Origin of the sequence: Desulforhabdus sp. TSK (genome assembly GCF_022836495.1) — a bacterium.
GTDB lineage: Bacteria > Desulfobacterota > Syntrophobacteria > Syntrophobacterales > Syntrophobacteraceae > Desulforhabdus.
This window is the reverse complement of sequence record NZ_BQXM01000031.1, coordinates 20,588-41,914: the sequence shown is the minus strand read 5'-3', so window position 1 is coordinate 41,914 and position 21,327 is coordinate 20,588. Positions and strand designations below refer to the sequence as shown.

Genomic DNA, 21,327 nt, shown 5'->3' with positions numbered 1-21,327 from the left:
CCATGCTGCCGAACTTTAGCTATGTGCGCCCCAAATCATTGGACGAGGCTGTCCGGCATTTGGATTCCCCTGAAAACAGGATCCATGCCGGCGGCACGGACCTGCTGGGGTGTCTTCGGGAGAGGGTGTTCGGGGTGGCAAAAATCGTCAGTCTCAGCGGCATCCAGGAGCTGAAAGGGATCACTGAAACGGCGGAGGGGGGGCTGCGCATCGGAGCTTTGGCGACCCTCCGGGAAATCGCCGAAAGCCCTCTCATTCGATCCAAATACCCGGTTCTGGCCCAAGGCGCCGCGGAAGCCGCCAGCCCCCAGCTGCGAAACCAGGGAACCCTGGGCGGCAACCTTTGCCAGAAGCCCCGCTGCTGGTATTACCGCGGAGATTTCCATTGCCTGAGGAAGGGAGGAGACCTCTGCTATGCCATGGTGGGGGAAAATGCCTTCCACTGCATCCTGGGAGGGGATGCATGCTACATCGTCCATCCTTCGGATACGGCGCCGGCCCTGGTGGCGTTGGGCGCGACGGTGCGCATCACCGGAGCCGGCGGTCCCAGGACAGTTCCGGTGGAAGAGTTTTTCGTGCCGCCGACCCAGGACCTGACCCGGGAGACGGTTCTGGAACATAATGAAATCTTGACGGAAATTCTTCTTCCCCCGCCGCCTCAGGGACTGCGCAGCTCCTATCGCAAGGTGAGAGCCCGCCGTTCCTGGGATTTCGCCCTCGCTGGCGTGGCCCTGGCGCTGCAATTCCGTGGTGAAGAAGTGGCCGGGGGGCGCGTGGTGCTGAGCGGAGCGGCTCCCATCCCCTGGCGTTCCGTTGAAGTAGAGGAGGTTATCCTCGGAAAGCGGCTGGATGCCGAAACCATATCGGCGGCGGCCGAGGCGGTGGTCAAGAATGCGGAGCCCCTGGCTCAGAACGATTACAAACTGCCCCTCTTTCGAGCCATTGTGGAGGAAGAACTGAGCGCCATCGCCAAAGTTTGAGGGGGTTTTCGAACCGTACAGACGCACGATCCCGGCGGTATTTCCGGCCTGCCAGGCTGTGCCGTCGTGCTTTCAGGGAAGGTCCGCAGGAATTTAGAGGCGGGCCTTCATTTTGTTTTTGAAGGAGTTTCGTAATGATTCAAGGAATGATCGTTCTCGGAGCGGCGATCGGCATACTGCTCTGCTACATGGTGAAAAAAAAGGAGAGGTATTTCCGGCAGAAGCTTTTCAGCGAGTGCGAGGCCCAGTTGCAAAAAGGGAATGTGGAAAAATATCTTGCCACGGTCATGGAGCACAAAGAGAAATGGCTGCGCACCATTGCCCTCATCCGCAAGCCCTTCAACCGGCAAATGAACCTTGCCATTGAAACCCTGGCAGTGGTCATCGCTCTGCTTGCCCTGGTGAATGCCGTCACCAACTTCGACAAGATTTTCACCAGCGCCGTTCAGGGGGAAGCCACCATCGCGTTCCTCAGCATGATCCTGGCTTTCATTCCCAACGAATGGATGATTTCCAATGCCATTCAGAAAGATCTCAGCGCCGTGCTTCGGGAACTGATGGAGGCCCAGAAGAGCAACCGCCTGAAAGCCTATCTGGACGCGGCCAAGGCAAGCCATTGAAAGGCAGCTGATGTTGTCCTCCCACACTGGGTGGATACATCGTGCCCACCACTTTAAGACGAAAGCATCCCTCAGGGGGCAGTGCTGTTTCTCTGAAAAGTCCCTGCAGAGGGGGGCACATTTCATCCCTCGTTGTGGGCAAAAGCCCATGGGGGGTTGACTTAACCAACGTTCGTCATTCCGGCGAAAGCCGGAATCCAGCAAAATAAGGACTTTCTGGACCCCGGTTTTCACCGGGGTGACGTTAAGTCAACAACATTGCCCTCAGGAGGCTACCCGGCGCGTATGTCGGCGGGTATTCCGTCATTGGCCTCGGACATGAGGGCCGTGATCTTCCGCATGAGGCTCCGGGATTCCTCCTCGCAGCCTGCCACGTAAGAGGCCTCGCGGATGCCGGCCAGGTTGATGCGGATGTTCTGAATCGCTGCGATAGCCGCAGCGTGGGCGAGGGCTGCGGCCGCAGCGGCATCTCCCTGGGCGTGGGGATTGCCGTCCCGGAGGGCCCGCACGGTCTCCCTCAGCAGTTTTTCCACTGCCCGAAGGGTTTCAAGGGGGACCTGCGTAGCGGCCTTCATGGCTTCCCGGAGTGCATCGTCCCGGGTTTTCTTTTGTGCCTCGGTGCCCTGCGGCAGCTTCCATGCGGCCGACACCTTCAGATAGCAATCCGCATCCTCCTGGGCCAATCGAAGGAATAATTCCGCAAGTGAGTCCGCGCGCCTCCTGGTTTCTTCCATTTGAGGGCGAACTGCACTGAATCTATCCCCCCGTGCGGTGAGACCTGCCACCATGGCCGTCAAGGCGGCCCCCAAAGCCCCACAGAAAGCCGCTGCGCTCCCTCCCCCGGGTGTCGGGCGGGCTGACGCCAGCTCCCGGAGATACTCCCTGACGGAAATTTCCTGCATGCGTATCATGTCTTGGTTTCATTCCCTTCTACTTGATGCCGGCGATGATCCCCGAATCGTTGGGGCCTCTGAAGGAGAGGCGTCGCATATCCCTGATGCCGCATTCCGCCAGCATGTCCGTGATGTCCTGTTCCGAGTAGGCCTGGCCCCTGGGAGTTCCCAGCAGCATGTTGAGGGAAAAAAGAGCGGGGAAGATGGGGCCGTCCAAAGTGTTGTTCAGAAGGAACTCATGAACCATGATCAGACCGCCGGGCTCCAGGGCCGCGACCGCTTTCTTCAAGATCATCCGGCAGTCTTCGGGGCCTTCACCGTGAAGGATGTGGGAGAGCCAGGCCACATCATAAGATCCCGTGACCTCGTCCTCGAGATAGTTGCCCTCCTGGAAGGCGATTCGATCGATCAGGCCGAACTTTGCAACGGTCTTTTCAGCAAAAGGCCGCGTGGTGGGCAGATCGAAGATGGTGGCCCTGAGGTCCGGATTCTGCATGCAAAAGTGGATGGCGTAGGTCCCGGGTCCACCCCCCATGTCGAGGAAATGCTTTCTCCCCTTGAGATCGACGAGGGGAGTCAACTGGGGCGCAATGCTCATGGCCATGTTGAACATGCCGAGAAGGAAGCTCTCCCGCCATTCGGCATCGGCGAAGGAGGCTCGGCTTCTCACGGGCTTTCCCGTCATGATCCCCCGGTCCAGCTCGGCCCAGGAAAACATGAGATGGTGGTGGTGCATGATGATATGGCCGAGGTACTGGGGGGATTCCCTGGAGAGGAATTTCTTGCCTGCTTCGGTATTGGAATAGGTGTCGCCGGCTTTCGTCAGAAGCCCCATGGCTGCGAGGGCGTTGAGGAGCATGGCGAGAGCGCGGTCATCGGCTCCGATCCTCCCGGCCAGGGCCTTGCTGGTGAGCCGTTCGTTCCCAAGGGCCGTGAAGACCCCCAGCTTCACACCCGCGTGAAGGGTGCAAGTCTTCCAATAATAACCGGAAAGCTCGAGCAGCGCTCCCGGATTCCATTCGTGTGTTTCCATGAACTGTTTCCTCCTGCTGAATGTTTCGATGGATATGTTTTTGGCAAATCAGAACAGTCGGTTCCAACTATTCGTTCAGTTCCACTCGACTCAATATAGAAACGATTCGCTCAATCTCAATGCACATCGTCCGTCCATTTCTTCTGTTCATGATCCTGCACGGGTATTATGTTGCTTTGGCATTCTTTGCATCTTGATTTTTTTCCCGCTCAAGCACTCAAGTTCTTGAATAAGAGGAGCCTCCATGTATGGCCGATGAAGACCTTTCGAAGCTCCGCATCGACAAGTCTTCTGCACCTGCCCGCCGGGGCAGAAGGAAGCGCTATATCTTTCTGATCACGGGCCTTCTGTTGCTCACGGTTGCCGTGGCTCTTTATCGCGAGGGCCTGCTGACGCCCGCCATGAATGTTCGAGTGGTGAACGTCCAGAGACTTTTCCCCTCTCAGACCTTCACACTCCTCAATGCCAGCGGCTATGTCGTGGCGCAGCGCAAGGCGGCCCTGGCGAGCAAGATCACGGGTCGGCTCGTCTATCTTGGGGTGGAAGAGGGGAGTGTGGTGAAGAAGGGTGGCCTGGTGGCCCGCCTGGAAAACGAAGACGCCCAGTCTACCCGGGAGCGTGCCAAAGCCAATGTGGAAGTGGCGCGCCTCAACCTCAAGCAGGCCGAGGCGGAGCTTGTGGATGCCCGCCAGGCCTATGAGCGCAGGAAGAAGGTCGTGGCAAAGGGCTATGTGTCCGAGCTGGATGTCGATGCTGCCGAGGCACGCTACAAAAAGGCCGTGTCGGTGCGCATTGCCGAGGGCCTCGGGAGAATCGCCTGAATGCGACTGCTCTTTTTCTACAGCGTTCGAAACCTGCTGACACGCCGCCTGACGACGGTGCTCACCGCTTCGGGAATGGCCCTCGTGGTCTTTGCCTTCGCTTCCATTGTCATGCTGGCCGAGGGGCTTCGGAAGACACTGGTGCAGACGGGGTCCTTCGAAAATGTTGTTGTCGTTCGGCGCGGCTCCGGGTCGGAGGTCCAGAGCGGCGTGGAGCGGGACCAGGCGGCCATCGTGGAAACACAGCCGGAAGTGGCCATTGGAACCGACGGCAGGCGGTTGCTGGCCAAGGAGCTGGTGGTGCTCATCACCCTCGTCAAACGGGGGACGGAGAGCCGCGCCAACGTCGTCATCCGGGGCATTTCCGAGGCTTCCCTGGCGCTGCGGCCCCAGGTGAAGCTTATCGCCGGGCGCCTGCCGCGGCCGGGGCTCGCGGAAATCATGGTGGGGCAGAGTGTGGCCAAGCGTTTCAAGAATGTGGGACTGGGGGAAGAGATTTTCTTCGCCACACAGTCATGGAAGGTGGTGGGCATCTTTGACGCCGGGGAGATGGGCTTCAATTCAGAAATGTGGGGCGATGTGGACCAGCTCATGCAAGCATTCCGCAGGCCCGTCTACTCTTCCATTGTCTTCAAACTGAAAGGGACAGAGGCTTTCAAAGCGGTGCAGGAGCGCATCGAAGGCGATCCCAGGTTGACCCTGGAAGCCAAGCGCGAAACCCAGTACTACGAAGATCAGTCGGCAGCCCTCGCCAAGTTTTTGCGCATTTAGGGCATTTCTCTCACGGTCGTATTTTCCTTCGGGGCCATCGTGGGGGCCATGATCACCATGTATTCCGCCGTGGCCAATCGGACGGGAGAAATCGGAACCCTGCGAGCCCTGGGATTTCAGCGGGGCAGCATCCTCCTCACCTTCCTGCTGGAATCCCTCATTCTGGCTCTCCTCGGAGGGCTGGCAGGGCTTTTTTTTGCATCATTCCTGCAATTTTTCACCATCTCCACCACGAACTTCCAGACCTTTTCTGAACTGGCCTTCCGCTTCGCCCTCACCCGCGAAGTCGTCTGCGAGGCCCTCGTCTTTTCCATCCTCATGGGCTTTGCCGGCGGCATCCTGCCCGCCTTTCGGGCTGCCCGCATGAACATTGTGGAAGCCTTGCGAGAGGCGTGATGCAGGGAGCAGTGCGTTCTTTGGAGGCGGAAAAGGGACACGACGCCATGGCGTACGCTGATGAACGCTGACACTGGCGTGCGCTGACTGCCGCTGAACGTCTTTCGGTCTTTGCCACTGTTTTGGGACTTGTCGAATGGACCGCTATTGAGAAGAAACCTTCACGGAGCGCATGAAGGCAGCGTGCTTTCTGAGATCCCGTTGCAGGTCGTTCAGGGAGTCGATGACCAGGACCAGAGTGCCGGCATCGGACCAGCGGAAAAGCTCCATGGACGGTTCCAGGGGAAGCGTCACGCACCCGTGGGAACAATAGGGAGTTGTGATGTCTCCCGCGTGGATCCACACCGTGTCATAGATCCTGAGGGCCCAGGGCATCCAGGCAGGGCGGCCGTAGGAATTGGAGTAGCTTCGCGAGTAGTGGTCGGGGTCCTTTTCGAGGACCCGGTAGATTCCCGTTTGAGTGTCTTCTCCCGGTTTGCCAATGCAGATCTGGGTGTCTCCCCTGAGCGCACCCTTTTCGTACCAGCCGATGAAGAAGTTTTCCTTGTCGATGAGCACCAGCTGGGGAATGTCGCGGATTTCCGGGATGGCGCGCGGCAGGGGTGTCCAGTGGGCAAATGCCCTGAAGTTGTTGGGAACTTTCAGCGTACGGCCGGATCGAATGTCCTCGGAAATATAGTAGGGAGCCTTGGCGTTCATGCGCGCCAGGATTTCCTTGCACTGGTTGGGTGTGAGGTCAGGGTCCTTTTCGCAGGCCAGCATGATGTCGTCCTCCGTCAGGGAGCGTCGCGTCCAACCGAAGTCTGTGGGCTGGGAGGCGGGGGGGAGCGTCGGTTCCGGGATCGCCAGGGAAGGCTGTATCCGATCTGCCCGAATGGGCTGAGCATTCTGGCCGGCGCATCCCCAGAAGAGCGTGCACCCCATCAGAATCAAGAGAGATTTCCATCCCACCTTGTTTTGCCTCTGCTGCACTTTTCTGATCCTTCTCAATGATTTTATACGTACTTCGTAATGCTCCGGCGGCATCGATCATGCAATTTAGCAAATTTGATGAATTTGACATAAATTTAATGACAAGCGTTAGTGCGCGGAGCATTGTCGGGATGATGATGTGACCTCGATACGTTGGCTATCATTGGTCCGCCTTGCATTGTGGTCAGTGACCGCCATCCCTCAGCCATCCATGTCTTGGTCTGCCACTCGCTGTGGTTTGACCAACTTGTAGCGTGTTGCGGGGCCACGCCCTATCATAACAACAACCCCTCTTTTTACCAGTTCTTGCAAATCATATGCTGCTGTGCGTGTGGGAAATCCATTTCCCACGATTGTCTGGTATTCGGAGCGACTGATTTGGCCATTTTTAAGGAGAACGGGAAGGGCTTTTTTCTGACGTTCATTGAGTTGCACTCCTGGAGGAAGTGGATAATCATCCTCATTTACTATGCTGAACGAATGGGACTGAGTACTTCTCTCGTTTGAAGTGCTCATAAGCGTATTGCCCTCAAGTTCCAGGCGTATGTCCACCTCCTGGATCACTGAGCTTTCGGCCATGGCGACGGCACGGGTGATGCAGTTCTTGAGCTCTCTGACATTTCCGGGCCATCGATAGGTCTTGATCTTGTTTAGAGCCCCTCGGCTTATGTCCATATATTCCCTGTGCATCTCCCTGCTGGCTTCTTTTAGAAAATGGTCTAAAAGAAGCGGAACATCTTCCATATGGTCTCTTAATGCGGGGGTTCGAATGGTGACAACGTTCAGGCGATAATAAAGATCTTCACGAAATCGACCCGTTTCGACCAAATTCTTGAGGTCCTCATTTGTAGCGGCGAGAAGTCGAACGTCCACGTCATATTCCCGGTCGCTTCCGAGTGGTGCAACCCTTCGCATGGAAATAGCGCGTAGCAGGGTCTGCTGTACCTTGGGCGATGCCGTACCGATCTCATCCAAGAAAAGGGTTCCGCCGTCCGCAGCCAGAAAAGCGCCCTTCCGATCCCATTTAGCTTCGGTGAAGGCACCTTTTACGTGTCCGAAGAGCTCATCCAGGAGAAGACTCTCGTCCAAGGCACCGCAGTTAATGGAGACAAAAGGTTTGATCGATCGATGACTGATCCTGTGGATTGCTTCGGCAGTCAGTTGCTTTCCTGTCCCGGTTTCCCCGAGAATGAGGACATCGGCATCCACAGCACCGACCTTCAGAATATCGACCCTGAGCGCTTCGACAGCCGGGCTCATTCCCACGATCTCTTTGATATCATGAAAGCAAAAGTGCTGTTTGAGTGCCCTGATTTCTTCCTCTAATTTCGCCGTTTCGCGCTGAGCCGCTTCCAGTAGACTTTCGTCCTTTAGCCGGATCTCCTCAACCTGATATCTTATGGTCGCAAGCATTTTGTTGATGGAGTATTTGAGAAAGCTTGTTTCATAGTCGTGGTCGGAGAGGGAGATCTCGTCCATCTGACCCGTTTCTTGGATTCTATTTACTGCAGCTGCCAAGTCAAGGATAGGACGAGTAATGACTCGGCTCAGAATGTACACGAAAAGAGAAATGAGAAAAGTGGTGCCCAAGGCGATGATGAAGATCACATCCACTTGGCGATATCCAGCCCAAAGTCCCAACCTGCTACGATCCACAAGGCCGACACCCGCAAAAACGATTGGATCCATATCTGGTCCGGACACAAATCGTACGGGAGTATATCCCATGTAGAATGAATGGGCCATGGAAGGATAATTGGAGCCATCCTGCTTCAGAGTTATCAGTCCCGACTTTCCCTGCTGAACATCCTTTACCATTCGCCAATAATCGAGGTGCTCTGGGAATGGTCTGAAAGCACTGGGCAAACCGGGTTTTCCAAATGTTCCCGAAAAGCCGCTACGTGCTGTCTCGGTGGAGAGCTTTATGTCTTTTCCCACTGCCTCCTCCGACTGAAACCATGTCCATCCGTCCGTATCGAAGAAAAACGAATATCTGAGTTCAGGACTCCTGATGAATGCAAAAATTGGAGACTGGGTTGAATTGAACCGCGAGAGGATGTCCCTCAATTGGTATACGCTCACTGCAAGTAAAAGAACTCCATTGGGTGAGCCGTCTTCTTTAAGAACATGCGTGGCAAGACGAATGACTTTCTTGGCTATGTTTTCAGGGTGTGATAAGTCGGAGGTCAAAGGATAAACGCCTTCTATGACGGGAGAAAGCCAGACGCTATCCTTCTCCGATGCCTGCAGCTTCTCCAGCAGGTTTCGAGGGTCGGGACGAATGAGAGGGATATCCGTGTATGAAACCTTCATCATGGTTCCATCCTTTGAAACGAGATAGATTGATTCACTTATATTTTCTGATAGATAAGCCAGTCCAGCATACTCCCATCCCCTGATAGCTTTTTGAGATTTCCAAAATTCGATCAATTTCAGCTCAGTCACTGGTCCATGGCGCAGTTCCAAGAGGTCTTCCTTGCACTGGTTGAGAAAGATCTCCACTTCATGTCCCAAAGCAAGAGTTTGGAGACGAACATTTCTTTGTATGGCTTCATTCAGGAACTGGCTGGAAAACCAGTTTGTAATGAAGCCGGTTGCGATGAGAATCAGAATGGTGAGGGGAATCAGAGCAAAGAGGAGCTTCGTTCGAATGCGCAAAGAACGCAGATTGGAAATGCCAAAGAAACGGGGTTTCGATTCATTATAAACGTCCTGAAAGAAGCTCATGGGCATCCTTGGGCATTTCGAAGCCAACATTCAATTACCGCGTCACATCCCTGGGACGCGAACTTGCTGTCCAAACCAGAAACTCAATCCAGCAGGATATGTTCAAAATAATATACCATTCTTTTGCGCGATCTTCAAATGACTTGCCTGTTTCGACCTATTTTTGCCCTTTTTTCAGGATGGTTTTGCCAGATTCTGTTGTCTCTAAATTTATTCTGCGGGTGTACTGCATGATTATAAACTTGAACCATGCAGTATACCCTTTGGATAAGTTTTCTTCAAAACTTTTAAATATCTTCAATGAATAGGAATATTCACAAAAATATGAATCGAGCAATACGCCTTGGCGCACCAATTGCTCTTGATAATTAGGCAATGCCGTGGCCGAGGACGCATAAGCATTTTGAGGAGAAACTATGGCCTAACGAATCATTTCAAAGACAAGGGGGATAAAAATACTGGAGAGAACAAAGCCTAAAGATAGGCAGTCGCGAGTTCAGATGACTACTTCGGCAATCAATCCTTACGGAAGAGGACCTTATGAAAACACTATCTAGAAAAATCATTACGTTATGCACGATTTTCTATTTATCTATCACCTCTATGGGCTGGGCGGCAGGAGGCCCAGCCTCAATGCTTGTCGTTGTCGCCGATACTCGTCGTGTTTCAAGTGGAATCGAAAAGTATTTTGCCAATCTCTACAATACGAACATATTGCTCTTCGCTGTATGGGCAGTCGTACTAACCGCTCTTTGGGGCGTTATACTGGGTGTGCTCATGGATTTTATAATGTCGAGAACCGGTCTGGATTTGAAGTCACGCAAAATCATCGAACATTAAACCTCCAGAAAGGAGAGACAAAAAGATGGATGCTTCTTGGTTATATATGTATATGCCAATTGCCGGCGTGAATATCTTCTGGCCGGGTCTCGTTCTTATCGGATTCTCGGTCGGTGTTATCGGGGGGTTTTTCGGAATGGGAGGCGCCTGGATGGTGACTCCGGGGCTGAATATCCTGGGATTTCCCATGGCGTTTGCCATTGGAACGGACATCGCCCATATCGCAGGCAAGTCCATGATCTCGACCATGCGTCATTCAAAATTCGGCAATGTTGACTACAAGTTGGGCTTTGTCATGCTGGTCGGGACGATGGTGGGCATCGAATGTGGTGCTCAGATCATCATGTATCTCGAGCGGTTGGGCATGGTGGGATCCGTAGTGCGCTGGGTTTATGTAGGCTTTCTCATGCTGATAGCTTTCATGGTTTTTTACGATTATTTCAAAGCCGTTCAGAAAAGGAAGGCCGGTCAGGTTGACGGGGAAAAAGGTGCTGAAGGAATCACTTGGTACAAGACCTTCCATAAAATAAAAATTCCTCCCATGGTCCATTTCAAGACAGCCGGTTTCACCTGCTCAGCTTGGCTGCCGATTACGGTCAGTTTCGTAACAGGCGTCCTCGCCGGCTTCCTTGGCATCGGCGGCGGATTGCTCCGCATGCCGGCACTGGTCTATCTCATCGGGTGCCCGACGCATATCGCCGTCGGAACAGACCTCTTTGAGGTCATGATTTCCGGACTCTACGGTGCCTTCACCTATACTTTAAAGGGGCGCATTGAGCTCATAGCGGTGTTTGTAATGCTCACGGGTGCTGCCATTGGCGCACAGATAGGAACCGTCGCCACAAAATACGCCAAAGGTTATGGAATCCGAGTGGCATTTGGGTGTGCAGTGCTCGCGTGTATGGTTTCCATTATTCTCAAACAGTTCAACTACAGTGCTTCTGCCGCAGCTGTTATCCTCAGCGCCATCGGCATCATCTGTATATATATCATGGGAATAATGTTCAAAGGCGCAGCCAACGAGCTTCGGGAAAAGCGAATACGGGAAGATGCGGCAGCCGTCGTCTAAAGTTAACAGTACATGGAAAGGGAGCTGGTTATGAAACGATTACGTGCGAGAGTGCTTTCCAAATGCATGATTTTTGTCATTGCGTTCTTTTCCTTCATGGGTGTGGCGAGGGCGGCAGAAGTCAGCCAGGGAAAGTGCAGCATTTATAACAACGAAACCAAGACAATCACCATAGAAGAGTACAATTTGAACTTCAGCGAGAAGCATCCTTACGGAGAGCCTACGGGAGTGCTTTCCTCATACAATGTGAAAGATGCGGTTATCGGTATCACGCCCGAAGTAGGAGATATACTGCGAATCGCTTATGACGTGAAAGGGACCGAAAGACTGGCCCTTAAGGTGATGAACGTCTCCAAGCAAGACTTAAGGAAAAAGTAGACTCAACCGTGAGAGAATGGCGTGAAATGCCCTTCTGGGCAGGACGGGCATTTCACGTTGTTGCTGGCCATATCAGAGAAGCAATAGGCTCCACTGAAGGAAAGGAGACGCAGCGGGTATGAAAAATGTGTCCAATCTGAAGCAAAGAATTGCTGTTGTGGTTATGGATGTGCTGCTGCTGGCGGAGTTGACCTGCAGCATTTTCCTTGCCCAACAAGACATGGAAAATATGACCGCCATTTTTTTACGATCATTCATTCCCATGGCCCTCATTACCCTCGTTGTTGCGAAAATTTGCATTAGAATGTTGCGCTCGCGGACCAGCCAGTCCCACGAAATGATCGGTTGAATCCGTATAAAACTCAAGCCGTTGAAAGCATCGTGCGTCATTGACTTGCGATGATGGGGCAAACCATACTTTAGTAAAACCCTCGCCTTGCAGGTAGAGTAGTCTTTATGGAAACAAACGAGAGGATCAAACTTCATGGGATTTTGAGGTTAACGGGTATCGTCGTTATCCTCCTCGTGGGAGGATCCTTGTATCTTGGCATATCGACAGCACGTAATATGAGGGCGATCATCAGGGACCGGTACAATCAACAGCAATTGGTTTTGGCCAGAGCATCCGCTTTCATGGTTGAAGCAAGTTTTCGCAATGCCACCTCTGATTTGGCTCTTCTCAGTTCCTTCTCCTCCATCCAATCTGTTGATTTTGTATCCGATAAGGCCTTTTTTCTTTCTGCAATGTCCATATTAGGCCAGGATGACATCATTGAATTCCGCAAAGTCGACCCTAATGGCAATCTATTGTTTTTGCTAAACAAAGCAGGGATGGAACTTGGGTTTTCAGGTCGATGCAAGTCAGAGGACAAATATCTCGCATGGGCCTCGGACGTGAACAACCGCGGCAAAACGATGGGAAGCAAGGTTTACTGGAGTGATTTTGGAGGCGGCAGGCGATGCGTGGTTTTGGACCTGGTCATTGCCATCTATAAGCAGTTCACCAATGGGACGTATCCACATGAAGGCATCCAATTCGCAGGCTATCTTTGCGCCACTCTGGATGTTGGTGGGCTACTTCATCGGATCTGCCAACCCATCACGTCCGGGAAGACCGGATATGCCTGGGTGATCGATGCCTCGGGGAATTTTCTCTACCACCCGGAAGGATTCTTAGTCGGCGAAGATGCATTCACTATTCGCCACGCGAGCAATCTTGATGAATCCGTGATTCGAATCAATGATTTGCAGAGAAAAAACATGCGGGAGGGAAAGGAAGGCGTGGGGATATATTTTTCTGGTTGGCAGAGGAAGGGAGCAGAGCCAATCGAAAAAATCATTGCCTACACTCCTCTTCAAATACGCTGCCTTGATGTTTCGCACCAATGGTCTGTAGCTGTTGTCACGCCGGCGCACGAAATCGACGGGATGGTCAATTGGGTCTATGTGAAACAGATCCTGCTTCAGTGTTTGGTTGTCTTTATCATTGTTCTCTGCACCGTGTCGATATTGCTCTATGAAGTGCGATGGTCGGCCCCACTCGAGGAGCAGGTAGCTGTTAGGACAAAGGATATGAAGCGTTACATCAAAGAGCTGGAGCTTTCTGAGGCAAAATACCGTTCACTCGTCGAGAGCGCCGAGGACTTTATCTTCACGGTGGATCGTCATGGTACTATCCAAACGGCAAATGCCGAAATGATCAGACGTTTTAGCATTGATGGTGATCCATTGGATGGGCAGAAGCTCAGCTGCTTCATGGAAAAAGAAAAGGCTGATGAGCAGATGGACTTGATACGTAAAACTGTTGAAACAGGGGACGGGCAATGGATGGAAACGTCATTCAGATTTAATGACCGGAGCTGCTGGTTCAACATTCGTTACATTCCGTTCAAAGGAGGTGTTGATGACGGGAAACTTGCTCTGTGCATCGGAAGGGACATCACAGATCGGAAGAGGCTGGAAGAGCAGTGTATGAGGGACCAAAAGCTGGCTTCACTGGGGACGTTGGCTGGGGGTGTGGCCCATGAGCTCAATAATCCACTCGGTATAATTTTAGGCTTCTGTGAGCTGCTCCTCGAAAAAACTGAGCCAAAGAGTAGTGAATACGATGATCTGAAGACCATCGAAAAACATGGCCTGCATTGCAAGTGCATCGTAGAAAATCTGTTGCGCTTCGCCCAAATCAGTGAGGAAGAGGATGCATACTGTGACGTGAATGCCATAATCAGCGCGGTTCTATCTGACATGCGACCTGTCTTGAGTCAACGCGAAATCCAGCTGATTGTCGCACTGACTGACGGGCTGCCGAAAGCAAGAGGAAATCCAAGACAATTGGGACAGGCATTTTTCAATCTGCTCCAAAATGCTGTTCAGGCAATGAATGGGCAAGGTAAACTTGGCATTATAACAAGGCTGGGTGCTGACGCGCATCGACTGGAAATTTTGGTGTCGGACAATGGGCACGGAATCAGGGAAGAGTCCCGGCAGAGGATCTTTGATCCATTTTATACGACAAGGGATGTGGGGGGCGGAATGGGACTTGGCCTTTCAGTAACTCACGGGATCATCTCCAAATACGGTGGAACTGTCTCGTGCGAGAGCCATACCGAGGAGGAAGTGCGCGACAATCTGGGAACTACCTTCACGGTTTCTCTTCCGGTCACGGAAACCCTTCCCATGCAAATAAAACGTCGAACTTCTTGCGCCACGTGATAAATCAGGGACGAACTCGGAGAGGCAGTACCGAACCTGCCGCACCGACACAGTCTCCACTCAGTTTCAAAATATTACTGTGACAACCATGGGTTTCAGCGCTTACATATTCCAAAGGCCATGGGGAAAGGCATGGCTTCGATAACTCGAAACCATGCCTGAATGAGGAGAGTTTCTCGCGAGCCCCGAAGGTAGCAGCATATAACCATGCGAGACTTAAGTACCTGAGCATATATTTCTTAACATTTTGTCTTGCTGTCCGTTCGTCCTGAGCCTGTCGAAGGGCATGTCTGGTTGTGCCCTTCGACAGGCTCAGGACGAACGGTTCGTTTTGTTAGAAAACTTTTGCTAAGGTACTTAACTCTGGCGCTACAGTCACCCATTGTCCTTGAGGATATGCAATCTACGCGGCATTAGCTCCTCTCAATGTTGGGTGCCCTCAGATCTTTATTTCATGGCAGGACTTTTACAGGGGTTCCGACGTCAATGACTTGAAAAAGCTCGTCCATGATGCTGTTGCTGACGGCGATGCAACCCTCCGTCCAGTCCAGGCGACCTCCACCGCCGTGGATGAAAATGGCTCCCCCAAGGGTGGTGTTAAAGGGGGGGAGGGTCATGCATTGATTGGCTCTAACGATCTCATTGTACTGGTCCGGGGAGATGCGTCCCTCTCGGAGGGCCTCCTCGGCATGCCTGAAATTGGGGTAGTTCAGCCCGAGGGATTTGTAAAATTTACTGCTGCCGTTCTTCTTGCAGATAATGAATTCCCCTTCCGGGGTGCGCCCGTCTCCGCGATAGCTCTTGTCGCCTGTGGGATTGGGTCCGAGTCCGACTTTGTAGTCTCTCACCAGAATCCCCTCGTTGATGAGCAAAAGCCGTCTGTCTTTTTTCAATACGTAGATTTCCGGCTTGGAAACCGCAGACAGGGGCAGGTCGTAATTGACTCCGCAGTAAGGAACGCCTTCAAATTCCGGGATGAAGGTGCTGGGCGGTGGGAATGTACATTTGGTGAGGGCGGGCGGTTTGCTCACGGACGTACAAGAAGGCAGCAACAAGACAAGTGAAAAAAAGAGTGGCAAAACAATCCTGGATTTTTTCCTGCGATTCAACGGGCTCCCTTTCATCTTTTCTTCCTCACTCATTTGTGTTTCCGACTGGAACACTCACCGGCAGCAAACATGCTCCCTACCAAATCGCTGACAGAGAAAATTGCAAAATGCGCGCCTCATTTTGTGCTGGGGGGGCCTGAAGCCTTTTGGGGAGCGGATCCCGAGGGCGAAATCCTTTTACACCCATTGAGGTCCGTCTGTAAATCCTTCAGTGATGCCGTAATGAGGACTGCCGTTCCTATCTCCGCCCACCTGAAGAGTGCTTCGGCGGAGGCGAACGGAAGATTGATGCAGCCGTGGGAAGAATAACCTCCCACGACATCCCCTGCGTGAATCCAGATATTTTTGTAGACCTTGAGGGCCATGGGCATGGCTGCCGGCCGGCCATAGGCATTGGGATAACTCTGAGAGACGTGCTGTTCATCCTTTTCCTCCACTTTGTAGAGGCCTCTCGGAGTCCATTCAGATTTTTTCCCGATACAGACGATGGTGTCCCCGACGAGCTTTCCCTTCTCGTACCATCCGATGAAGGGAATATTTTTCACCACCAGAATAAGTTTGGGAAATGTTTTAATACATTCGATGCGGTCCGGCAAGGGGGACCAGGTCTTGAAAGAATGAAAATCCAGGGGTACCTTCATGGGGCGCTTTGCTTTGATGTCCCGGGCTATGTAATAAGAGGCTTTCCCGTTGAGGCGCGCCAGAATCTCAAGGCATGTGAGTCGGTTCAGTTCCGGATCTTTCTGCCGGAGCTTCTGAAGCTCTGCTTCGGTGACAACCCGCTTTTTCCATTGCTTCTCGGGGGCTGCTTTCTTGACGGCTGCCTTGGGAGGAGAGGCCTGGGGCGTTTTGGTCAGGTTCTCCTTTTCCTCCTCGGGATGGGGCCGGTCATAGATCTGGTTGAGATTGACCTGCTTTGGGGCACAGCCGCACAGCAGGATGCAGGCAAGGAAAAGCCCCGTCCAAGCCGGCCTCAAGAGAAGGCATAACCGTCGATTCGTATCAACCATCCTGTTCAGCTTCAATTTTACTCGTTCTGCCAAAGCGCAAGACGAAGATCCTGTCGGCGGTAAGCCCTACCAGAGAATCTATCGACTTTCAACGATTAGATGGTAAAAGCTTGATTCAGTCGTCGAAATTTTCTATTCCCGTCGGTTTGAAGGATGCGGACGGAAAACGCACCTGAACGACGGGTGGCAGTAGGGTCAAAAGCGAATGAAGCGCATGGGGCCTGAACAGACTGCATTGTTCATGGCTTAACCAACTTTTGTCATTCCGGCGAAAGCCGGAATCCAAGAAAATGAAGATGTTCTGGCCCCCGGTTTTCACCGGGGTGACGTCGAGTCACCAACCTTGTGAACAGACAGACCAACAGGAAAGGGGAAGATCTTTGGCCGTGACCATGGAACGTCTTGAAAAACAGGTTCAATTCGTCATTGAAATTGACAAGCTGAAGCAAGTCGTGAGGCAGACGCTGCTCACCGATGCCTCGCGCCTGGAAAATTCCGCCGAACATTCCTGGCACATTGCCGCCATGGCGATCCTCCTTCACGAATATGCGGCGGAGCGGGACATCGACGTCTTTCGCGTCGTCAAAATGCTGCTGATCCACGATCTCGTTGAAATCGACGCCGGAGACACGTACTGTTACGATATAGAGGGTCATGCGGACAAGGCTCAGAGGGAGCAGGCGGCGGCGGACCGTATCTTCAATATCCTGCCTGCTGATCAGGCAGTTGAGCTGCGTGCATTGTGGGATGAATTCGAAAGGGGACAGACCCCTGAATCGCGATTTGCCGCCGCTCTCGATCGCCTGCAGCCCTTGATCCACAATTACACCACGGGTGGAAAGATGTGGCAGCACCACGGAGTGAAGAAGGACCTGGTGGTCGCACGGAATCGGCACATGGAACTGGGCGCCCCGACGCTGTGGAAGTACGCTGCGAAGCTCATTGACGATGCGGTCGCCGGAAATATGCTTTGGGAGTGAGCAATACCAATGGAGGAAGATATACGCATTTAAGGATTGAAAACTTTGTTCTTGTAGGAGCGGCATCCTGCCGCGACAGGTGCCGGCCAGTCGCGGCAGGATGCCGCTCCTACAAAAGACAGGAAGCTATAGAATCGAAAGTTTTGTACCTTATCGAGTATACGTAGAGGAGATGATGATGGGTGCTATTACTGTAGTGGCGCAGCTTAAGGCGAAAAAAGGGATGGAAGACCAGCTGAAACAGGAGCTCCTGTCCATTGTGGAACCCTCCCGTTCCGATGTCGGGTGTCTGAATTATGATCTGCATCAGTCGCTGGAGGACACGACTTCATTTCTTTTCTATGAGAACTGGACCGGCAGGGAAGCTCTGAACGCTCACCTGGGAACAGAGCATATGAAAAAATTCAGGGAAAGGGCTGAAGGCCTGATGGCCGAGCCCACCCGGATCAGCCTGTGGGAAATGAAAAGCGAAAAGTGTTGAATAGCAGGCTAAGGACTGCAGGGATGTGGCGCAGCCTCAAGCATACAATGCTTCCCCGCAGGTCCTCCGGAAGCGCAGGCACCTTCTCGACGAGCACCACACGGAAGGGCAATCTGCAGGAAGCGCGTACTCGCGCGAAGGTGGGAATTCATCGAACATTGCGACGGAAAATTTCAATAGCATTGGTATTTCTACTGCTCTTTCCATGCGTGATGCTGTTGGTACTGCGTGTGGTTCCCCCGCCCTTCAGTGCATTCATGGCGGAACGATACATAGCCGGGATGCTGGAGGAGAAGAAGGGGAGAGGAATGCGTTACCAGTGGGTGCCGCTGGATTCCATTTCTCCCCACGTCGCCCTTGCCGTTGTGGCGGCGGAAGATCAAAAGTTCCTGCGTCATTGGGGCTTCGATTTTCAATCCATCCGGCTGGCCCTGGAAGAGGGGGCGGATGACGGGCAATATCGGGGTGCGAGCACCATCACCCAGCAGGTGGCCAAGAATCTTTTCTTATGGAACGGCAGGAGTCTCATCCGCAAAGGGCTGGAAGCCTTTCTGACGGTGTGGGTGGAAGTTTTGTGGCCTAAAAAGCGTATTTTGGAAACCTATCTCAACATTGCAGAGTTTGGAGAGGGAATTTACGGCGTCCAGGCGGCGGCGAAGGTTTTCTTCAAGAAGCAGGCTTCGCAGCTCAGCAGGCGGGAAGCCTCCCTGCTGGCCGCAGTCCTTCCAAACCCGGCAAAGTACAGAGTGCCGGCCCCAACTACCTATGTATTGAAACGATCCCTGTGGATTCAGAGGCAGATGAAAAACCTTGGGGATGCTTACCTGAGGAACGTCACACAGTGAACAGGGAACAATCAGGCGTAAAGGTGCTGGCTCTGACCTTCGGGGAGTTGACCACGGTCCTGCAGCAGCGTTACGGGAAGGGGGCTTATCACGCCGCCGCCCTGTATCGGGAGATCTTCAAGAGGGGCAGCATCTCGCTGAAGCACCTGCCCGAGTTTTCCCGTTCCCAAGCCTTCGCCCGGCAGCTGGAACGTGACCTGGAGCTTCCTGCCTGCCGCATTGTCGCCCAGGAGGAAAAAGGGGTTTTGAAGTTTGCGTCCGCCCTGTCCGATGGCGGCTGCATCGAGTCGGTCATCATCTCCGCGCCGGGGCGAACGACGCTTTGCCTTTCATCCCAGGTGGGCTGCAGGATGGGTTGCAGGTTTTGTGCGACGGGGGAAATGGGGTTTGTGCGCAACCTGGAGCCTGAAGAAATCGTCTGGCAGCTCTTTGCGGCTCGGTTCCTGCTGGGGCGCGGCATCGACAACATCGTGTTCATGGGCATGGGAGAGCCCCTCGACAATTTCGAGGCCGTTCTGCAGGCCATGCATGTGCTGAACGACCAGCGCGGTTTTAATGTGGCTTACAGTCACATGACCCTGTCGACCTGCGGCCATGCCGACGGCATTCGAAGGCTGGGTGCGCTGCACCTGCCGCAGCTTCGCCTGGCGGTCTCCCTGAACGCGGCCAATGATGCGCTTCGCAGCCGGCTCATGCCCATCAACACGAGGTATCCGCTTATCAGGCTGAAGGAGGAGCTGCAGGAATTTCCTCTCGGTAGAAAGGGCGTCCTGTTCATGGAATATGTCCTGCTCCGTGGGGTGAACGATTCCAGGGCCCATGCCCTGGATGCGGTCCGCTACCTGGAGGGCCTCCCGGTGCGCGTCAATGTGATTCCTTACAATGGAGGTGCTGCATCGGCGTATGAACCGCCCTCCCGTGAGCATGTGCACCGGTTCTGCCAATGGCTCGGGGAGGAAGGGATTTTTGTCTCTCTGCGTCGATCCCGCGGGGGAAGTATTCGAGCGGGTTGCGGGCAGCTCGGCGCTTCACTCGCTGCAAGTGGATGTTCGGTTGAGGATGATGGGTGTTGTATACGCACTGAGGATTGAAAACTTCTTTTTTGTAGGAGCGGCATCCTGCCGCGACCGGCTCATCGTCGCGGCAGGATGCCGCTCCTACAAAAACAGGGAACCGTCAAATCGAAAGTTTTTTACCTCACCGAGTATAACGACAACGATTGATATGAGAAGGGGGAACTGCGTATGCTGGTCAAAAACTGGATGAGCAAAAACGTCATCACCATCGACATCGATGACTCCATGTCCCATGCCCTGAGCCTCGTCAAGGAGCACAAGGTCAACATGCTGCCCGTCATGAGCCGTGGAAAGCTGGCGGGCGTGGTGTCCGAAACAGATCTCAAGAGGGCTTCCGCCTCCGATGCCACCACGCTCGATGTTCATGAGCTCCTCTATCTCATGTCCAAGCTGAAGATCAAGGATATCATGACGAAGAATCCTGTCACCATTCCCGTCGATTATACCGTGGAAGAAGCTGCGGAGACCCTCATTCGAGAAAAGATTTCCGGGGCTCCCGTCGTGAACGAAAAGAACGAGCTGCAGGGAATCATTACCCGTGATGACCTCCTGAAGGTGCTGCTCTCTCTCAGCGGCTTTGGAAAGAAGGGGGTCCAGTTCGCATTTCAGATCGAGGATCGTGCCGGCTCCATCCGGAATCTGACGGACACGGTCCGGCAATACGGGGGGCGTATTGCAAGTATTCTGGGATCTTACGAAGGCGTTCCGGCGGGCTTTCGAAAGGTCTACATCCGGGCCTACGACCTGGACCGCAGCCGTCTGCCCCAATTGAAAGAAGAGCTCAAGAAGCGCGCGACAATGCTCTACACAGTGGATCACCGGGAAGACAAAAGAGAATTTTTCGTGTGAAGAAATGTCGAGACTCGGGTGGACAAGGGGGCGTGCAGAGTGCTGCGCGCCCCCATCCGTTCAAATCCCGAGAAACGCTTCCTTCACTTCCTCGTTGTTCAGCAGCTCCGTTCCCGTACCTTCCAGGACGATTCTTCCATTGGTCAATACGTAGGCTCGATCGCAAATGGCCAGCGTTTGTTTGACATTCTGCTCCACCATGAGAATCGTCAAGCCTTCATCGTGAATCTGGCGTGCCAGGCGGAAAATATCCTGCGTCAGCAGAGGCGAAAGGCCCAGGGAAGGCTCGTCGAAGAGGATCATTTTGGGGCGGGACATGAGCCCACGGGCGATGGCGCACATCTGCTGCTCTCCTCCCGACATCGTTCCCGCCAATTGCTTCTGCCGCTCGCGGAGCCGCGGGAACAGCTCCATGACCCATTCCATGGTCTCTTTCCGACGCCCCCTGGCTTCCGACCTCAGGGATCCCAGCTCCAAATTTTCGCGCACGGTCATTTCCGGGAAAAGCTGTCGCCCTTCGGGCACATGGGCGATGCCGAGATCGATGATGTGGTGGGAAGGCACCTGGTCGATGCGCTGATCCTCGAACCACATGGCACCGCGGGTGGGCTGGATGAGATTGGAAATCACCTTCATGATCGTAGACTTACCGGCGCCGTTGGCTCCCACGAGGACGATGAATTCCCCGGCTTCCACCTTGAAGGACACATCCCAGAGCACCTGGACGTCGCCGTAACCTGCATCGATATGTTCTACACGCAGCAT

The 21,327-nt window shown here is 53.5% G+C and carries 20 protein-coding genes and 1 pseudogene; 14 read left to right on the top strand and 7 right to left on the bottom strand.

What is annotated here, in order from left to right:
• Positions 1 to 2 precede the first annotated feature (2 nt).
• The gene (locus tag MWC30_RS16400; protein WP_244085280.1) at positions 3 to 980 is read left to right on the top strand and encodes a xanthine dehydrogenase family protein subunit M; all 978 of its coding nucleotides are present in this window, start codon (positions 3 to 5) and stop codon (positions 978 to 980) included.
• A 134-nt stretch (positions 981 to 1,114) separates the two neighbouring features.
• Positions 1,115 to 1,600, top strand: coding sequence for a hypothetical protein (locus tag MWC30_RS16395; RefSeq protein ID WP_244085279.1), 486 nt, complete (start codon positions 1,115 to 1,117; stop codon positions 1,598 to 1,600).
• A gap of 272 nt (positions 1,601 to 1,872) precedes the next feature.
• Here the strand turns inward: MWC30_RS16395 and MWC30_RS16390 are convergent, their stop codons facing one another.
• Positions 1,873 to 2,511 carry a cyclodeaminase/cyclohydrolase family protein gene (locus MWC30_RS16390; RefSeq protein ID WP_244085278.1) on the bottom strand — a complete coding sequence of 213 codons (639 nt, stop codon included), beginning with the start codon at positions 2,509 to 2,511 and terminating at the stop codon, positions 1,873 to 1,875.
• A 19-nt stretch (positions 2,512 to 2,530) separates the two neighbouring features.
• Positions 2,531 to 3,526, bottom strand: coding sequence for an acetylserotonin O-methyltransferase (locus MWC30_RS16385; protein WP_244085277.1), 996 nt, complete (start codon positions 3,524 to 3,526; stop codon positions 2,531 to 2,533).
• A gap of 248 nt (positions 3,527 to 3,774) precedes the next feature.
• Here MWC30_RS16385 and MWC30_RS16380 point away from each other — a divergent pair, with 248 nt between their 5' ends.
• Both MWC30_RS16380 and MWC30_RS16375 read left to right on the top strand, forming a co-directional pair.
• On the top strand, positions 3,775 to 4,347 hold the full coding sequence (locus MWC30_RS16380; RefSeq protein ID WP_244085276.1) for a hypothetical protein: 573 nt from the start codon (positions 3,775 to 3,777) through the stop codon (positions 4,345 to 4,347).
• Positions 4,348 to 5,514: pseudogene (locus MWC30_RS16375) on the top strand (ABC transporter permease).
• 144 nt (positions 5,515 to 5,658) lie between these two features.
• Here the strand turns inward: MWC30_RS16375 and MWC30_RS16365 are convergent.
• Together MWC30_RS16365 and MWC30_RS16360 are read right to left on the bottom strand one after the other, a co-directional pair.
• Positions 5,659 to 6,486 carry a L,D-transpeptidase gene (locus MWC30_RS16365; protein WP_244085273.1) on the bottom strand — a complete coding sequence of 276 codons (828 nt, stop codon included), beginning with the start codon at positions 6,484 to 6,486 and terminating at the stop codon, positions 5,659 to 5,661.
• Positions 6,487 to 6,687: 201 nt separating this feature from the next.
• A complete protein-coding gene (locus MWC30_RS16360; RefSeq protein ID WP_244085272.1) occupies positions 6,688 to 9,213 on the bottom strand; it encodes a sigma 54-interacting transcriptional regulator in 2,526 nt (841 codons plus the stop codon).
• Between the two features lie 540 nt (positions 9,214 to 9,753).
• Here MWC30_RS16360 and MWC30_RS16355 point away from each other — a divergent pair.
• The 5 genes from MWC30_RS16355 (at position 9,754) to MWC30_RS16335 (ending at position 14,212) form a co-directional block, all read left to right on the top strand.
• Complete coding sequence (locus MWC30_RS16355) at positions 9,754 to 10,053, top strand: DVU0150 family protein (RefSeq protein WP_244085271.1); 300 nt, start codon at positions 9,754 to 9,756, stop codon at positions 10,051 to 10,053.
• A gap of 25 nt (positions 10,054 to 10,078) precedes the next feature.
• A complete protein-coding gene (locus tag MWC30_RS16350; RefSeq protein ID WP_244085270.1) occupies positions 10,079 to 11,122 on the top strand; it encodes a sulfite exporter TauE/SafE family protein in 1,044 nt (347 codons plus the stop codon).
• Between the two features lie 30 nt (positions 11,123 to 11,152).
• Positions 11,153 to 11,500: a hypothetical protein gene (locus tag MWC30_RS16345; protein WP_244085269.1), complete on the top strand. Its 348-nt coding sequence runs from the start codon at positions 11,153 to 11,155 to the stop codon at positions 11,498 to 11,500.
• 118 nt (positions 11,501 to 11,618) lie between these two features.
• A complete protein-coding gene (locus MWC30_RS16340) occupies positions 11,619 to 11,849 on the top strand; it encodes a hypothetical protein (RefSeq protein WP_244085268.1) in 231 nt (76 codons plus the stop codon).
• A gap of 107 nt (positions 11,850 to 11,956) precedes the next feature.
• Entirely contained in the window at positions 11,957 to 14,212 is a 2,256-nt protein-coding gene (locus tag MWC30_RS16335; protein ID WP_244085267.1) for a sensor histidine kinase, read from the top strand.
• A 452-nt stretch (positions 14,213 to 14,664) separates the two neighbouring features.
• Here the strand turns inward: MWC30_RS16335 and MWC30_RS16330 are convergent, their stop codons facing one another.
• Both MWC30_RS16330 and MWC30_RS16325 read right to left on the bottom strand, forming a co-directional pair.
• Positions 14,665 to 15,336 carry a murein L,D-transpeptidase family protein gene (locus tag MWC30_RS16330; protein WP_244085266.1) on the bottom strand — a complete coding sequence of 224 codons (672 nt, stop codon included), beginning with the start codon at positions 15,334 to 15,336 and terminating at the stop codon, positions 14,665 to 14,667.
• A gap of 101 nt (positions 15,337 to 15,437) precedes the next feature.
• Positions 15,438 to 16,331 (bottom strand): L,D-transpeptidase, encoded by an 894-nt coding sequence (locus tag MWC30_RS16325; RefSeq protein WP_244085265.1) that lies wholly within the window; start codon positions 16,329 to 16,331, stop codon positions 15,438 to 15,440.
• Between the two features lie 386 nt (positions 16,332 to 16,717).
• On the opposite strand from MWC30_RS16325, the gene MWC30_RS16320 reads away from it, so the two are divergent.
• The 5 genes from MWC30_RS16320 (at position 16,718) to MWC30_RS16300 (ending at position 20,562) form a co-directional block, all read left to right on the top strand.
• Positions 16,718 to 17,311, top strand: coding sequence for an HD domain-containing protein (locus tag MWC30_RS16320; RefSeq protein ID WP_244085306.1), 594 nt, complete (start codon positions 16,718 to 16,720; stop codon positions 17,309 to 17,311).
• Between the two features lie 178 nt (positions 17,312 to 17,489).
• The gene (locus MWC30_RS16315; protein WP_244085264.1) at positions 17,490 to 17,792 is read left to right on the top strand and encodes a putative quinol monooxygenase; all 303 of its coding nucleotides are present in this window, start codon (positions 17,490 to 17,492) and stop codon (positions 17,790 to 17,792) included.
• A 140-nt stretch (positions 17,793 to 17,932) separates the two neighbouring features.
• Positions 17,933 to 18,637 carry a monofunctional biosynthetic peptidoglycan transglycosylase gene (gene mtgA, locus MWC30_RS16310; protein WP_368860872.1) on the top strand — a complete coding sequence of 235 codons (705 nt, stop codon included), beginning with the start codon at positions 17,933 to 17,935 and terminating at the stop codon, positions 18,635 to 18,637.
• Positions 18,634 to 19,728 carry a 23S rRNA (adenine(2503)-C(2))-methyltransferase RlmN gene (gene rlmN / locus MWC30_RS16305; RefSeq protein WP_244085262.1) on the top strand — a complete coding sequence of 365 codons (1,095 nt, stop codon included), beginning with the start codon at positions 18,634 to 18,636 and terminating at the stop codon, positions 19,726 to 19,728. Before mtgA ends, rlmN begins: the two co-directional genes overlap by 4 nt.
• A gap of 153 nt (positions 19,729 to 19,881) precedes the next feature.
• On the top strand, positions 19,882 to 20,562 hold the full coding sequence (locus MWC30_RS16300; protein ID WP_244085261.1) for a CBS and ACT domain-containing protein: 681 nt from the start codon (positions 19,882 to 19,884) through the stop codon (positions 20,560 to 20,562).
• Between the two features lie 60 nt (positions 20,563 to 20,622).
• On the opposite strand, the gene MWC30_RS16295 is transcribed toward MWC30_RS16300, so the two are convergent.
• Entirely contained in the window at positions 20,623 to 21,327 is a 705-nt protein-coding gene (locus MWC30_RS16295) for an ABC transporter ATP-binding protein (protein WP_244085260.1), read from the bottom strand.

Coding starts and splice junctions, on each gene's coding strand:
- MWC30_RS16395 (WP_244085279.1), top strand. CDS start 1,115: ATGATTCAAGGAATGATCGTTCTCGGAGCGGCGATCGGCATACTGCTC.
- MWC30_RS16325 (WP_244085265.1), bottom strand. CDS start 16,331: ATGGTTGATACGAATCGACGGTTATGCCTTCTCTTGAGGCCGGCTTGG.
- MWC30_RS16400 (WP_244085280.1), top strand. CDS start 3: ATGCTGCCGAACTTTAGCTATGTGCGCCCCAAATCATTGGACGAGGCT.
- MWC30_RS16380 (WP_244085276.1), top strand. CDS start 3,775: ATGGCCGATGAAGACCTTTCGAAGCTCCGCATCGACAAGTCTTCTGCA.
- MWC30_RS16340 (WP_244085268.1), top strand. CDS start 11,619: ATGAAAAATGTGTCCAATCTGAAGCAAAGAATTGCTGTTGTGGTTATG.
- MWC30_RS16330 (WP_244085266.1), bottom strand. CDS start 15,336: ATGAAAGGGAGCCCGTTGAATCGCAGGAAAAAATCCAGGATTGTTTTG.
- MWC30_RS16300 (WP_244085261.1), top strand. CDS start 19,882: ATGCTGGTCAAAAACTGGATGAGCAAAAACGTCATCACCATCGACATC.
- MWC30_RS16385 (WP_244085277.1), bottom strand. CDS start 3,526: ATGGAAACACACGAATGGAATCCGGGAGCGCTGCTCGAGCTTTCCGGT.
- MWC30_RS16355 (WP_244085271.1), top strand. CDS start 9,754: ATGAAAACACTATCTAGAAAAATCATTACGTTATGCACGATTTTCTAT.
- MWC30_RS16335 (WP_244085267.1), top strand. CDS start 11,957: ATGGAAACAAACGAGAGGATCAAACTTCATGGGATTTTGAGGTTAACG.
- MWC30_RS16295 (WP_244085260.1), bottom strand. CDS start 21,327: ATGCTGCGTGTAGAACATATCGATGCAGGTTACGGCGACGTCCAGGTG.
- MWC30_RS16345 (WP_244085269.1), top strand. CDS start 11,153: ATGAAACGATTACGTGCGAGAGTGCTTTCCAAATGCATGATTTTTGTC.
- MWC30_RS16360 (WP_244085272.1), bottom strand. CDS start 9,213: ATGAGCTTCTTTCAGGACGTTTATAATGAATCGAAACCCCGTTTCTTT.
- MWC30_RS16350 (WP_244085270.1), top strand. CDS start 10,079: ATGGATGCTTCTTGGTTATATATGTATATGCCAATTGCCGGCGTGAAT.
- MWC30_RS16390 (WP_244085278.1), bottom strand. CDS start 2,511: ATGATACGCATGCAGGAAATTTCCGTCAGGGAGTATCTCCGGGAGCTG.
- MWC30_RS16315 (WP_244085264.1), top strand. CDS start 17,490: ATGGGTGCTATTACTGTAGTGGCGCAGCTTAAGGCGAAAAAAGGGATG.